This window comes from Nonomuraea ceibae (assembly GCF_019396325.1).
Lineage (GTDB): Bacteria > Actinomycetota > Actinomycetes > Streptosporangiales > Streptosporangiaceae > Nonomuraea > Nonomuraea ceibae.
Genome location: NZ_JAHKRO010000071.1, coordinates 1 through 13,565 on the forward strand (window position 1 = coordinate 1; position 13,565 = coordinate 13,565).

The 13,565-nt window shown below is 75.8% G+C and carries 12 protein-coding genes; 2 read left to right on the plus strand and 10 right to left on the minus strand.

Annotated elements, in window-relative coordinates; genetic code table 11:
- Positions 1 to 2,553: ATP-binding protein (locus KME80_RS32880; protein ID WP_219510431.1), on the plus strand; the 2,553-nt coding region annotated here is incomplete at its 5' end.
- Positions 2,554 to 2,574: 21 nt separating this feature from the next.
- Here KME80_RS32880 and KME80_RS52920 read toward each other — a convergent pair.
- The 8 genes from KME80_RS52920 to KME80_RS32920 form a co-directional block, all read right to left on the minus strand.
- The gene (locus tag KME80_RS52920; protein ID WP_219510432.1) at positions 2,575 to 4,089 is read right to left on the minus strand and encodes a PucR family transcriptional regulator; all 1,515 of its coding nucleotides are present in this window, start codon (positions 4,087 to 4,089) and stop codon (positions 2,575 to 2,577) included.
- Between the two features lie 38 nt (positions 4,090 to 4,127).
- On the minus strand, positions 4,128 to 5,192 hold the full coding sequence (locus KME80_RS32890) for a DUF917 domain-containing protein (protein ID WP_219510433.1): 1,065 nt from the start codon (positions 5,190 to 5,192) through the stop codon (positions 4,128 to 4,130).
- Complete coding sequence (locus tag KME80_RS32895) at positions 5,189 to 6,112, minus strand: hypothetical protein (RefSeq protein WP_219510434.1); 924 nt, start codon at positions 6,110 to 6,112, stop codon at positions 5,189 to 5,191. Before KME80_RS32895 ends, KME80_RS32890 begins: the two co-directional genes overlap by 4 nt.
- A complete protein-coding gene (locus KME80_RS32900) occupies positions 6,109 to 7,416 on the minus strand; it encodes an MFS transporter (protein WP_219510435.1) in 1,308 nt (435 codons plus the stop codon). The genes KME80_RS32895 and KME80_RS32900 overlap by 4 nt, the downstream gene beginning before the upstream one ends.
- A gap of 134 nt (positions 7,417 to 7,550) precedes the next feature.
- Positions 7,551 to 7,919, minus strand: coding sequence for a nuclear transport factor 2 family protein (locus KME80_RS32905; protein ID WP_219510436.1), 369 nt, complete (start codon positions 7,917 to 7,919; stop codon positions 7,551 to 7,553).
- Positions 7,920 to 8,002: 83 nt separating this feature from the next.
- Complete coding sequence (locus tag KME80_RS32910; protein ID WP_219510438.1) at positions 8,003 to 8,758, minus strand: ATP-binding cassette domain-containing protein; 756 nt, start codon at positions 8,756 to 8,758, stop codon at positions 8,003 to 8,005.
- Positions 8,755 to 9,777: an ABC transporter permease gene (locus tag KME80_RS32915; RefSeq protein ID WP_219510440.1), complete on the minus strand. Its 1,023-nt coding sequence runs from the start codon at positions 9,775 to 9,777 to the stop codon at positions 8,755 to 8,757. Before KME80_RS32915 ends, KME80_RS32910 begins: the two co-directional genes overlap by 4 nt.
- The gene (locus tag KME80_RS32920; protein ID WP_219510442.1) at positions 9,774 to 10,751 is read right to left on the minus strand and encodes a sugar ABC transporter substrate-binding protein; all 978 of its coding nucleotides are present in this window, start codon (positions 10,749 to 10,751) and stop codon (positions 9,774 to 9,776) included. Before KME80_RS32920 ends, KME80_RS32915 begins: the two co-directional genes overlap by 4 nt.
- Positions 10,752 to 10,875: 124 nt before the next feature.
- On the opposite strand from KME80_RS32920, the gene KME80_RS32925 reads away from it, so the two are divergent.
- Positions 10,876 to 11,508 (plus strand): TetR/AcrR family transcriptional regulator, encoded by a 633-nt coding sequence (locus KME80_RS32925; RefSeq protein ID WP_246646160.1) that lies wholly within the window; start codon positions 10,876 to 10,878, stop codon positions 11,506 to 11,508.
- Positions 11,509 to 11,517: 9 nt separating this feature from the next.
- Here KME80_RS32925 and KME80_RS32930 read toward each other — a convergent pair whose 3' ends face one another.
- On the minus strand, positions 11,518 to 12,375 hold the full coding sequence (locus KME80_RS32930) for an HpcH/HpaI aldolase/citrate lyase family protein (RefSeq protein WP_308126021.1): 858 nt from the start codon (positions 12,373 to 12,375) through the stop codon (positions 11,518 to 11,520).
- Entirely contained in the window at positions 12,372 to 13,559 is a 1,188-nt protein-coding gene (locus tag KME80_RS32935) for a CaiB/BaiF CoA transferase family protein (protein ID WP_219510444.1), read from the minus strand. Before KME80_RS32935 ends, KME80_RS32930 begins: the two co-directional genes overlap by 4 nt.
- Positions 13,560 to 13,565: the final 6 nt, after the last annotated feature.

Sequence of the window (13,565 nt, forward strand, 5' to 3'; positions counted from 1 at the left end):
GAGGCGATCCCCCGCCAGGCCCCCCCCCTCACCCCCGCCCCCGCCCCCGACCCCGACGCTCCCGACGCTGCCGGCTTCGCCGACGGGACGGGGGCGCGGGCCCGGGGGAACCTGCCCGCGCCGCTGACCGGGCTGATCGGCCGGGAGGAGGAGGTGCGCCGCATCGGCGCGCTGCTCGCCGACGAGCGGCTGATCACGCTGACCGGCGCGGGCGGCGTCGGCAAGACGCGGCTGGCGCTGGAGGCGGCCGGGCAGGTCGCCGCCCGCCACCCCGACGGGGCCTGGCTGGTGGAGCTCGCCCCCGCGCGCACCGCCACCGAGGTGCACGAGGCCGTGGCGGCGGTGCTCGGCCTGCGCGACGACGTCCGCGCCCCCGCCCGCTCCCGGCCCGGCCGCCTCGCCGACGCCCTCGCCGGCCGCGACCTCCTGCTCGTCCTGGACAACTGCGAACACGTCGTCGAGCCCGTCGCCGAGCTGACCACGCGCCTGCTGCGCGCCGCCCCCGCCCTGCGCGTCCTGGCCACCAGCCAGGAGCCGCTCGCCGTCGCGGGTGAGCGCCTGTGGCCCGTCGCCCCGCTGTCCCTGCCCGATCCGTACGACGAGCGCCCCGAACGCTCGGACGCGGTGCGGCTCTTCGTCGCCCGCGCCACCGCCGCCGACCCGGGCTTCCGCCTGGGACCGGGCGACGCGGAGGCGGTGGCCACGATCTGCCGCCGCCTCGACGGCATCCCGCTCGCTCTGGAGATGGCCGCCGCGCGGGTGCGCGCCATGCCCGTCACCGATCTCGCCGCCCGCCTCGACGACCGCTTCCGCCTGCTGACCGCGACCCTGCGCGGCGCCCCGGCACGGCAGCGCACGCTGCGCGCGGCCATCGACTGGAGCTGGGGCCTGCTCAGCGAGCCGGAGCGGATCGTGCTGCGCCGCCTGGCCGTCTGCGCCGACGGCTGCACCCTGGAGGCGGCCGAGGCCGTCTGCGCGGGCGGGCCGGTGGGCCGTGACGACGTGTTCGGCCTGCTCGCCCGGCTGGTCGACCGGTCCCTCGTGCATCAGCGCGAGGGCCGCTACCGGCTGCTGGAGTCGGTCGCCGCCTACTGCGCGGAGCGCCTGGCCGGCGCCGGTGACGACGACCGGGCCACGCGCGACCGCCACCTCGCCCACTACACCGCCTTCGCCGAGCACGCCGACGCCCGGCTGCGCGGCCCCGAGCAGCGCCTGTGGCTGCGGCGGCTGGAGGCCGAGACGGCCAACACCCGCGCCGCCCTCGCCCACGCCGCCCGGACGAACCCCAACACCAGCCCCGGCACCGGCACCAGCCTCGGCACCGGGACTGGCGTCAGGACCGGTGGCGGTGCCGCGTTGCGGCTGGTCGGCGCGCTGGCCTGGTTCTGGTTCCTGCGGGGCCGGTTCGCCGAGGCGCGGCGCTCGTTCGACCTGGCGCTGTCGACCGGCGGCGGCCCGGAGCTGAAGGCGGCCGCCCGCGCCTGGCGGGCGGGCATGTCCCTGTTCCTCCTGGACGCCGACGACCCGGGCGAGACCGGCGAGGCGGGCAGCCGGGCCGCGCTCAAGCTGTACGACACGGTCGCCGACCCGGCCGGGCAGGCTCGGGCGCGCTGGTTCGTGGCGCTGGCCAGGGCCGGGTTCGGCGACCCCGGCGTGCCGCTCCGCCTGGCCGGGCTGGCCCACGACGCCTTCGACGCCCTGGGCGACCAGTGGGGGGCCGCCGCCGCCCTGTCGGTCCGCGCCGAGGTCCATCTCTACCAGGGCAGGGCCGTCGAGGCGGACGCGGACGCCCGCCGGGCGCGGGCGCTCTTCCGCGACGTCGGCGACGGCTGGGGCCTGCTCCAGACCGCCTACGTCCTGGGCGACCTGGCCGAGATGTCCGGCGACTACGGCGAGGCAGGGCGCCTGCGCGAGGAGGGGCACCGGCTCGCCCGCGACCTGGAGCTGTGGAGCGACGCCTCCAAGATGCTGTCCAGGCTGGGCCGCACCGCCATCCTCACCGGCGACCTCGACCACGCCCGCGACCTGCACGAACGCGCCCGCCGGCTGGCCGCGGCCCACGCCTACCGGCGCGGCGAGGAGTTCGCCGAGGTCGGCCTCGGGATCGTGGCCCGCCGCCAGGGCCGCTTCGACGACGCCGAGGCCCACCTGCGCGCCTGGCTCGACTGGTGCCGCCGCTGGGAGGGCGACCACGGGACGGCGTTCATCCTGGCGGAGCTCGGCTTCATCGCCGAACAGCGCGGCGACGCCGCCGCTGCGCTGGCGCTCCACCGGGAGGGGCTCGGCCACGCCCGCCGCACCGGCGACCCGCGCGCGCTCGCCCTCGCCTGCGAAGGGCTGGCCGGCGCCGCGGCCCTCGCCGGTGACCACACCCGGGCGGCCCGGCTGCTCGGCGCCGCCGCCGCGGCCCGCGACGCGGTCCACGCCCCGCTGCCCCCGGCCGAGCGCGCCGACGTCGACCGCGTCACGCGGGCCGTCAGGGCGGCACTCACCCCCGAGGCGTACGAGCGCGCCTTCCACGCGGGGCTTCCCGGCGACCTCGGCCCGCCCTGACCCAGGCCGGCGGGGGGCCGGTCAGCGCAGCACGACGTGGCAGGCGAGTTGGAGGGCCAGCCGTGACGCCGGGTCCTCCAGGTCGAAGCCCGCCGCCCGGACCCGTTCCAGCCGGGCGGTGACGGTGTTGCGGTGCACGCCCAGCCGGTCCGCCGCCCGCAGCGCGCCGCCCTCGTCGAGGACGGCGGCCAGCGTCTCCAGCAGGCTGCCGTCCTTGTCCACGGCGAGCAGCGGGCGCAGGACCACCGTGGCGGGCGCCTTCAGCACCCCGGCGGGGAGCGCGCCGAGCAGTTCGGCGGGCCCCATCCGGTCCGCCCGCGCCACCCGGCCCGGCCCGGCCACGAACGCCGCGGCCTCCGCGCCCAGCAGCGACTCCCCCACCCCGTCCAGCCCCACGGCGGCGGCCCCGGCCCCGGCGGCGCACGGCCACGGCATCGCCGCCACGCACCGCGCCAGCCGCCCGGCCAGCTCGTCCGGCGCCGCCGCCGACCAGCCGGCCCAGCCGCCGCCCCGCCGCAGCACCGGCGCCTCCCCGACGGTGGCGGCGATGACCGCCTGCGCCCGCCCCGCCGCCTCGGCCCCCGTCACCCCGTCGGCGGGCAGCACCAGGAACCCGGTCACGGGCCCCCGCACCGCCCACCCCAGCGCCGCCGCCCGCCCCCGCACCTCGTCCGGCTCCTCGCCGTCCGCCGTCCGCGGGCTCTCCGGTGCGTGGCCGTGTCCCTCCTCCAGGGGGCGGGCGTGCCGGGCCAGGAGGCGTTCGGCCAGGGACTCCTGGTGGACGAAGTCACGGGAGGCCGACAGGCGCTCGGCGGCGGCCCAGGCCACCAGCGGCGCCACCGCCAGCCCCAGCACCGCGCGCACCACGGACGGCCAGCCGGGGGAACGCGCCGCGCCGCCCGCGACCAGCGTCCCCAGCGCGTCCCCGTCGCGGTCCGGCACCGCCACCTCCGCCAGCACCCCGCCACCGGCCCGCCCCTCGGGCGCCGGGCCGCCGTCGCGCGGGCGGTGTCCCGCCGCCCCGGCGGCGCGTCCCGCCAGGAGCTGGCCGTACGGGTCCACGAAGGCGACCGAGGTGCCCGGCAGCTCGGCGTTGAGCACGCCCAGCACCCGCCGGGCCGACGTGCCCGCCTCCGCCAGCCGGGTGGCGCACCTGGCCACGAGCTGCGTGCGCGCCGCCTCGGGACGCGACGCCGCCGACGCGACCCGTACGGCGGTCACGAGCGGGTCCTCGTCCACGAAAATCAACGTCACGCCGAGCCGTTCCGCCAGCACGGCCCCGGAGCCGGCGCTCAGCCCGCCCGAGGGCGCGATCACGCACGCCGCCGCCTGTTCCCAGGCCCGGCGCATGGCCATCTCCACGGCCCACCCGCCGCCGGCCGCCGCGCCGATCAGCACCACCGCCGTGTGGGGCGTCACCGTCGACAGCACCGACAGCTCGTCCACGATGCGCACCCGGTGCACGGGGTTCTCGCCGGTCCCGTACATGCGCGCCCCCGCGAGCGGCCCGGCGTCCACCAGCTCGGCCACCGTCACCGGGGCCTCCCACCCGGACCCCACCCGGCCTGCCGCGCTCACAGCGGCAGCCCGAACGCGCGCGGCCCGCCGAGGGCCAGGCCGGGGCCGGTGTGCCAGACCGGGGCCGCCCGCACCACCATGATCTCCACCTCCATGCCGGGAGCCGCCTTGTCCACGTCCACCACCGTCCCGCCGTCCGCGGCGATCATGCAGATCTGGTCCGGCGCCATCGCCACGGCCGCGCCGTCGGCCAGCGCCAGGACGATCTCGTTGTGCGCCTCCAGCCGGACGAGCCGCCCGAGGCCGCCGGACTCCCGGACGACGATGCTCGACGGCAGCGACGGCAGCGCCAGCTCGGCCCCGTGCCCGGTGCTGCCCTCGACCGCCAGGATGCGGCCCCGGCACAGCGTCCGCACCCCGTACGGCGCCGCCACCGCGCGGGCGGTCCCGGGCGCGCCGGCGCGCAGCAGCCGGCTCACGGTGCCGGGCACCAGCACGCGGGCCAGCACGCCGGCGCACATCGGGTAGCAGGCCGTCACCGCCCAGCCGCCCACGGACAGCACCACCGGCCGCAGCAGCTCCTCCACCCGGTCGGCGGCGGTGTCGATCACCACGACCTCGCCGGAGGCCCCGGCGAGCGCCAGCGGCGTCGCCGGGACCCCGCCCAGCGCGAACGTCGTCTGCTCCACCAGCGGGAACACCCGCCCGGTCCCGTCGCCGTCGACCAGCGGCACCCCGAGCGCCGCCGCGGCCACGAGCGGGATGAGCGCGTTCTCGGCGGCCAGGTTCAGCGCCACGACGGCCCCGGCCCGCCCGCCCAGCCGGCCTTCCAGCGCCCGTACGGCCCGCGCCGGCTCGTCGCCCGACGGCAGCAGCTCGCCCAGCGCGGTCGTCGAGCCGACCAGGCTCACGGCCACGCAGCGCACGTCCTGCGGCAGGTCGCCCGCGGCCACCACCTCGACGCCGTCGCCGATCACCGATCCCGCCCAGTCGGCCGCCAGGCTGAACGCCGACTCGGCGGCCCCGGTGGCGAACAGCCGCGACCCCGCCACGTACGCGGCCAGCTCCGCCGCGCCGATCCGCCCGGCGGCGCCGGAACCCGTCGTGCCGGGTGATGTCACGGCGTCGCCCCCTCGGCGGTCACGCGGACCCGGTAGAGCCCGTCGGGCAGGTACGACAGCGGGTTGACCGTCGTCTCCACCACCCGGGCCGACCCCGGCGCGGCGCCCGCGCTGACGACCCGGGTCAGCACCTCGTCCTCGGCGTCGCGCAGCGCCCGGTCGAGCTCGGCCCGACCCAGCGCCCGCACGATCCGCTCGACCTGCGCCTCCGGCCCGCCGGCCGTAGCCCCGAAGGCGGCCGCCGCGTCGCCCGCCAGCCCTGCCGCCGTCCCCCGGTCGCGCGCCGCCGTCGCCCCGGCCCGGCACGCCAGCGGGTAGCGGCGGAAGTAGTGCGCCGACACCAGGCCGCTGCCCGAGCGCGCGAAGTACGCCGGCACGCCCGGCCACCGGCCCGCCACCTCGTCGGCCACCCGTCCGGCGTGCGGGCCCAGCGCGGCGCTGAGGATCGCGTCGTGCTCCCGCTCGCGCAGCCCACGGCCGCCGAACTCGTACGAGAGCGTGATCCGCGCCCCCGGCACCGCCTCGGCGACGATCGAGGCGACGGCCAGCTCGTGATCGGCCAGCACCGGCGAGCCCGTCGCCGTGACCGCGAAGTCGCTCAGCCCGCACCCTTCGGCGAAGCGCCGGACCGCCTCGGTGTCGAGCGGGGCCAGCGGCCGCCCGGTCAGGCTGTGCCCGCCCCGCACGATCGCCGCCACGCCGGACCCCTCGGGCCATCCCACCAGCGGCTTCAGCACCTCCGGGCACGGGCCGCCCACCCGGATCGCCGCCACCGGGGCCAGTGGCGCCCCGTCCAGGTCGACGGCCACGCACACGGCCCTGGCCCCCCGGGCGGCCCGGGGGGCGGGCACGGGCACGCCGTCCCGTACGGCCACCGTCACCGGCGACGGCGGCCGTCCGAGACAGACGCCCAGGATCACTCCAGCTCGCGCCCTTCCGTCTCCGGCAGCGGCACCGCCAGCAGCGCCGTCACCACCATGAACGCGTTGATGATGAGGATGGTCGCGGTGAACCCGGTCGCCCCGGCCAGCATCGCGCCCACGGCCGACGGGGCCGCCGCCGTGGCGACGAGCTGGGCGGCCGTCGCCCACGAGTAGCCGGTGCCGCGCAGCGCCGTCGGGTAGAACTCGCCGTTCCAGGTGTTCCAGACGCCCCAGGCGCCCATGCTGAAGAACGCCAGCACGAAGTTGCCCAGGTAGAGCTCCACGGTCGACCCCGCGGTGGCGAACCAGAGCCCGCCCAGCACGGCGGCGACCACGTACACGAGGAAGACCTTCTTGCGCCCGAACCGCCCGGTCAGCAGCGACGCGCTCACGTACCCGGGGATCATCATCACGGCGCTGAGGGCCGCGAACCCGAGCGAGGCCGACAGGCTGAGCCCCTTCTCCTGCAGCAGCGTCGGCAGCCACGTCTGCAGCCCCCAGTAGCCCCAGTTGAACGCGAAGTTCAGCACCAGCATCAGCACGGTGATGCGGGCCAGCCGCCCGCGGAACAGGTCGAGCGGGTTGCCCACCCGGGTGGCCGAGACGGTGAAGGTCGCGTCGGCGTCGGCGCTGCCGAGCGAGCGCAGCACCGCCCGCGCCTCCTCCTGGCGTCCGCGCGCCGCCAGCCAGTACGGCGACTCGGGCACCCAGGCCCGGATCGCGAACGCCCACAGCCCGGCCGCCGCGCTGGCGATCACCACGACGTGCCAGCCGAGCGAGCCCAGCGCGACCGACGCGCCGATCGCCGCGAGCATGCCGATCGGCCAGCCGATCGACAGGTAGACCGCCGCCCGCCCGCGGTGCCGGGTCGGCAGCAGTTCCAGGAAGTACGGGAACGTGATCGTGTAGACGCCGGCCAGCGCCAGCCCGGAGGCGACGCGCAGGGTGACCAGCGTCTCCAGGTTCGGAGAGAACGCCGAGGCGAACGCGACCACCCCGTAGGCCAGCAGCGACCAGAACGCGGCCGGCTTGCGCCCGATCCGGTCGGCCACCGGCCCCCAGATCAGCACGCCGGGGATCATACCGAAGGCCACGGCCGACAGCACGAGGCCGATGCCCGCCTCGTCGACGCCGAACTGGGCGCCCAGGTCACCGGCGACGTAGATGAGCGCGAGCTGTTCCCACGACTCGATCACGAAGGCGATGAACAGGGCCAGCGCGATCAGCACGTGCCTGCGGGTGAACGGCATCCGGTCGAACGCCGCGCCGATGGGCAGCGTCCGTTGCTCGACGGCGGTCATGGGGGCTCCTCGGAGGGGGGCGTGAAGTCTTGCCGCACGATAGGGCCGCCCCCTCACCGCTCTCCTGTGCGCGCCGCCCGGGCCGTGCCGCCCGGCCTGTGCGCCCCGCCTTGCCGTATCAGGATACGCGCAGGTCAGATGGTGTTCTCGTGGACGTGCACGATGAGCCAGGAGCCCTCCACGAGGCGCAGCACGCTGGTCGTCCTGACGATCTCGTGCTCGCCGGAGGCGTAGTCCACGCGCAGCAGGTAGCGGGCCAGCGCGGTGTCGCCCCACACGTCCACGACCTCGTCGTAGGCGTGCAGGCCGGTCTCGCCGGGGCCGTCGGCGGGCCGGGCGTCGCGTACCTTGTCGAGCTGCTGCCTGCTGGTGATCAGTTCGGGCGCGGCCGAGTCGAAGATCGTGGCTTCCGGATGCAGCAGGCGGTCGATCCCCGCGCGGTCCCCCCGGGTATAGGCCGCGTACATCGCGGAGATGACGGCCCACACGGCTTCACGAGACACGAAACAGCTCCCTAATCGGTGATATTTGGTGTTTTGTCACCGTAAGGGTATTCGTCCGGCCGGGCGCCTTTACAACGTAGATCTCACTCCCGTTCCAGCTCGTGGGCCAGCGCCCGCAGCTCCGCCTCACCGGCCATCAGCGCGGTCAGCCGTTCCCTGCTGATGTCGGCCTTGGCGTACTCCCCCAGGCTCGTCCCCCGCTTGAGCAGCAGGAACCGGTCGCCGACCGGGTAGGCGTGATGCGGGTTGTGCGTGATGAACACCACGCCGAGCCCCCGGTCCCTGGCCCGCGCGATGTAGCGCAGCACCACCCCGGCCTGCTTGACGCCGAGCGCCGAGGTGGGCTCGTCGAGGATGAGCACCCGCGCGCCGAAGTGGACCGCCCGGGCGATCGCCACCGACTGCCGTTCGCCGCCGGACAGCGTGCCGACCGGCTGGTCCACGTCGCGGATGTCGATGCCCATCGCGCGCAGCTCCTCCCTGGCCACCCGCCGCGCCGTGCGCACGTCGAAGGCCAGGCCCCGGCGCGGCTCGGCGCCGAGGAAGAAGTTGCGCCACACCGACATCAGCGGGATCATCGCCAGGTCCTGGTGGACGGTGGCGATGCCGCGCTCCAGCGCGTCGCGCGGCCCGGACAGGCGCACCTCGGCCCCGTCGACGAGCAGCGCGCCCGAGTCGTGCCGGTGCACCCCGGCCAGGATCTTGATGAGCGTCGACTTGCCGGCGCCGTTGTCGCCGAGCACGCAGGTGACCTGCCCGGCCTCGACGCCCATCGACACCTCGCGCAGCGCCAGCACCGAGCCGAACGACTTGCCGATGCCGCGGGTCTCCAGGATCAATGCCGCACCTCCTCGGCGTAGCGCCGGACCAGGCGGTTGGCCAGCGTGGCCAGCAGCAGCATGGCCCCCAGGAAGAACTTGAACCAGTCGGCGTCCCAGCCGAGGAACACGATGCCCTTGTCGGCCATGCCGAAGATCACCGCCCCGATCGCCGCGCCGACGGCCGAGCCGTACCCGCCGGTGAGCAGGCAGCCGCCGATCACGGCGGCGATGATGTAGATGAACTCCTGCCCGATGCCGATGTTGGCCTGCACGGACGTGTAGCGCAGCGCCAGCATGGAGCCGACCAGCCAGGCCGCGAACGCCGTCGTCATGAACAGCGCGATCTTCGTGCGGGCGGCCGGCACCCCGGCGGCGCGGGCGGCCCGCTCGTCGCCGCCCACCGCGAAGATCCAGTTGCCGGGCCGTGACCGCATGAGCACCCAGGTGGCGGCGGCGGTGACGAGCAGCCACCACAGGATCGCCACCCGGAACGGGGTGCCGGCGACCTCGACCGTGCCGCCGAGCACGGCCTGGGCCGAGGCGTAGCCGCCGGCCTGGCGCAGCCCGCCGACCTGGACGGTGCCGGTGAGCGCCTTGGTGACGCCCAGGTTGACGCCCTGGAGCATGAGGAACGTGCCGAGCGTCACGATGAAGCTGGGCAGCCGGGTGCGGGTGACGATGAGCCCGTTGAGCAGCCCGACGGCCAGCGCGACCACGAGGCTGACCAGCATGGCCGGCCACACGTTGAAGCCGTACTCGGTGGCGAGCGTGACCAGGATCAGCCCGGTCGTGCCGGTGAGCACGCCCGCCGACAGGTCGAACTCGCCGCCGATCATGAGCAGCGCGATCGCCACCGCCATGATGCCGAGCGTCGAGGCGGGGTCGAGCCAGTTGGCGACGCCGTCGAGCGAGCGGAAGACGGGCGACTGCGCGGCGAAGAACGCGAACACCACGATCGCCCCGACGACCGCGCCCAGCTCGGGCCGGATCAGCAGGCGGCGCAGCACGCCGGCGCGGGCCAGCCGCTCGTCCGTCACCTGGTGCCCGCCCCGGCCAGCTCGGCCACCTGCTGGGCGTTGTCCTTGGTGACGAAGCCGGGGCCGGTGTTGACGGGCAGGCCGCCGCCGACGGTGTTGAGGTTGTTCTTGTACAGGTGCAGGAAGACGATCGGCAGGTAGCCCTGCAGGTACTGCTGCTGGTCCACGGCGAAGAGGATCTCGCCGTCGCCGATGGCGGTCACCACGTCCGCCGACAGGTCGAAGGTGGCCAGCTTGGCCTGCGACCCGGCGTCCCTGATGGCGTCGCGGGCGGCGACGGCGACGGCCGGGTTGAGCGCGAGCACGCCGTTGACCTGCTGGTCGGACTGGAGCTTGGCGGCGACCTTGGAGGTCACGTCCGGCAGGTTGTTCATGTCGACCTGCAGCCGCTCGACGGCGCCGCCGAGCGTCTCCTCGGCGCCCTTGCAGCGCTGGTCGAGCCCGACGTTGCCGGCCTCGTGGATGACGCACAGGAGCTTGGTCACGCCGGCGGCCTTGAGCTGCTCGCCCGCGCCGCGCCCGGCCACGTCCTCCGACTGGCCGACGTGCGTGATCGCGCCGAGCGCCTTGGACTCGCCGGCGCCCGAGTTGATGGTGACGACCGGGATGCCGGCCGCGACGGCCCTGCCGATGGACTCGCGCAGCGCGTCGGGGTTGGCCATGGAGACCACGACGCCGTCGGCCTTGGCCGACACCGCCTGGTCGATGAGCTGGGACTGCTTGGCGGGGTCGCCGTCGCCCTGGTACGTGACCCGCGCGCCGTACTGCTTGCCGGCGGCCTCGGCGCCGTTCTTGACCACGTCCCAGAAGGAGTCGCCGGGGGCGCCGTGGGTGATGACGGCGTAGCTGCCGCCGCCGGACGCGGGGGGCGCCGTCGCGGCCGCCGTTTCCTGCGTCCGCTGTCCGGCCGGCGCCGAGCAGCCGCTCAGCGCCAGCGCGCTCGCCAGGGCCAGCACGATCGGGGTTCGTCTCATCGGACACCTCCATGAGCAACGGCCTCGCCCCGGTTGTACCTCAATATCAACTCTATGTATAGACATGCGGACCAAGCAGTCACGTCAGTCAGAACGGAATTGTACGTTCCCGTATGATGGGGTCATGACCACCGCACCCATGAGCGGCCGCAAGGCGCAGGCCGCACGGAACGACGAGCTGATCCTCCAGGCGGCCAGGGCGGTCTTCACCGCCGATCCGGGCGCCCCCATCGCGGCCGTGGCGGAGAGGGCGGGCGTCGGCATCAGCGCCCTCTACCGGCGCTACCCCAGCAAGGAGGCGCTGCTGCAGAAGCTCTGCGGCGACGGGCTCAAGCTCTACATCGCCGTGACCGAGCGGGCGCTCGCCGACGACGGCGACCCGTGGGAGGCGTTCGCCGGCTACATGCGCGGCATCGTGGACGCCGACACCAACTCACTGACGATCAAGCTGGCGGGCACCTTCCACCCCACGGAGGAGCTCTACCATGACGCGGTGCGCTCGGCCGAGGTGGCCGAGGAGGTGCACCGCCGGGCGGTCGAGGCGGGCGTGCTGCGCCCCGACGTGACGGTGGCCGACCTCGCGCTGCTGTTCGAGCAGATCGCCTCGATCAAGCTGGGCGACGAGGAACGCACCTCCCAGCTCCGCCACCGCTACCTGGCCCTGATGATGGACTCGCTGCGCATCCCGCCGGCCCACCGCGAGCTGCCCGGCCCGCCCGCCGCCGACGAGGAGCTCTCCGCGCGCTGGACGCCCTGACCGCCGCCGTCAGGGCAGGTCGTCGCGGAGCCTGGCGGCCAGCTCCAGGGTGCGGCGGGCGCGGGCGACGATCGGCGCGTCGACGAACCGGCCGTCGGGCAGCGCCACCGCGCCCGCCCCGGCGGCCTCGGCCTCCTCGGCGGCCCGGACGATCTCGGCGGCCCTGGCGGTCTCCTCCTCGCCCGGCCGGAAGGCCCGCCGGATCACCGGGATCTGCCGGGGGTGGATCGCGGTCCTGCCGAACAGGCCCATCCCCCGCCCGGCCGCGCACGAGGCCAGCAGCCCGGCCTCGTCGCGCACGTCCGGGTAGACCGACATCGGCACCGGCGGCAGCCCGGCCGCCGCCGCGGCCAGCACCACCCGCATCCGCAGGTGGTTCATCGCGCCCTCGTCGGTGATCGACAGCTCGGCCGCGAGATCCTGCTCGCCGAGCGCGACCCCCGCCACGCTCGGATGAGCCGCGATCTCGCGCGCCCCCGCGATCCCCGCCGCCGACTCCAGCAGCGCGTACGCCCGCGCCCCCAGCCGCTCCACCAGCTCCAGCGGGGTCCCGGGCTCCACCTTGGGCAGCCGCACCGCGCCCGCCAGGCCGCCGACCGCCTCCAGGTCGTCGCGCCCGCGCGGGGTGGCCAGGTCGTTGATCCGTACGTGGACCGCGCCGTCGCCGGGACGCCCGCGCAGGTAGGCGACGGCGTGGGCGCGGGCCTCGTCCTTGCGGGCGGGCGCGACGGCGTCCTCCAGGTCGATGATCACCACGTCGGCCCCGGACGCGGCGGCCTTGGCGAACCGGTCCGGCCGGTCGCCCGGCACGTACAGCCAGGTCACGGGCGGCGTCACGGGCTGCGGCGTCGCGGGCGGGGCCGTCACGCGATCACCCCGCTCTCGCGCAGCCGGGCCAGGTCGGCGGCGGCGTAGCCGAGCTCGCCGAGCACCTCGTCGGTGTCGCGGCCCAGGCGGCGGCCCGGCCAGCGCACCTCGCCGGGCGTGTCCGACAGCCGGAACAGCACGTTCTGCATGACGACCGAGCCGAGTTCCTCGTCGGGCACCTCGACGAACGTGCCGAGCGCCGCGTACTGCGGGTCCTCGGCGATGTCGGTGACGTCGTAGATGGGGGCGACGGCCGCCTGCGCCTCCTCGAAGCGGGCGATGACCTCGGCGGCGTCGCGCTCGCCGATCCAGGCGGCGACGGCCTCGTCGAGCTCGTCGACGTGCTGGACCCGGCCCGCGCCGGTGGCGAACCACGGCTGCTCGACCAGGTCCGGCCGGCCCACGAGGGTGACGACGCGCTCGGCGATGGGCTGCGCGCTGGTGGAGACGGCCAGCCAGCGGCCGTCGCGGGTGCGGTAGGTGTTGCGCGGGGCGTTGCTGCTGGACCGGTTGCCGGTGCGCGGCGGCACCACGCCGAGCGCCTTGTAGGCGGTCATCTGCGGGCCGAGCAGGCCGAGGATGGGCTCGATGATGGCCATGTCGATCACCTGGCCGCGCCCGGTGCGCTCGCGGGCGTGCAGCGCGACCATGATCGCGTAGCTCATGGCCAGGCCGGCGATGCCGTCGGCGAGCGCGAGCGGCGGCAGCGTGGGCGGCCCGTCCGGCTCGCCGGTCATCGCGGCGAAGCCGCTCATGGCCTCGGCCAGCGTGCCGAACCCGGGCCGCCCGGCCATCGGCCCGCTCTGCCCGAAGCCGGTCATCCTGGCCACGATCAGCCTCGGGTTGGCCGCGATCAGGTCCTCGGGCGACAGGTTCCAGCGCTCCAGCGTGCCGGGGCGGAAGTTCTCCACCAGCACGTCGGAGCGGGCGGTCAGGCGGCGCAGGATCTCCTGCCCCTCGGCCCGCGACAGGTCGACGGCGGCGGCCCGCTTGTTGCGTGACAGCGACTTCCACCACAGCCCGACCCCGCCGGCCGACGCCCCGTGCCCCCGTGACGGGTCGCCGCGGCGTGGGTGCTCGATCTTGACGACGTCGGCGCCGAAGTCGCCGAGCATCATGGCGGCGGAGGGCCCGGCGAACAGCGTCGCGGCGTCGATGACCCGAAGGTCTGCGAGGCTTGTCATAGTTCT

Coding starts and splice junctions, on each gene's coding strand:
- KME80_RS32925 (WP_246646160.1), top strand. CDS start 10,876: ATGACCACCGCACCCATGAGCGGCCGCAAGGCGCAGGCCGCACGGAAC.
- KME80_RS32935 (WP_219510444.1), bottom strand. CDS start 13,559: ATGACAAGCCTCGCAGACCTTCGGGTCATCGACGCCGCGACGCTGTTC.
- KME80_RS32920 (WP_219510442.1), bottom strand. CDS start 10,751: ATGAGACGAACCCCGATCGTGCTGGCCCTGGCGAGCGCGCTGGCGCTG.
- KME80_RS32900 (WP_219510435.1), bottom strand. CDS start 7,416: ATGACCGCCGTCGAGCAACGGACGCTGCCCATCGGCGCGGCGTTCGAC.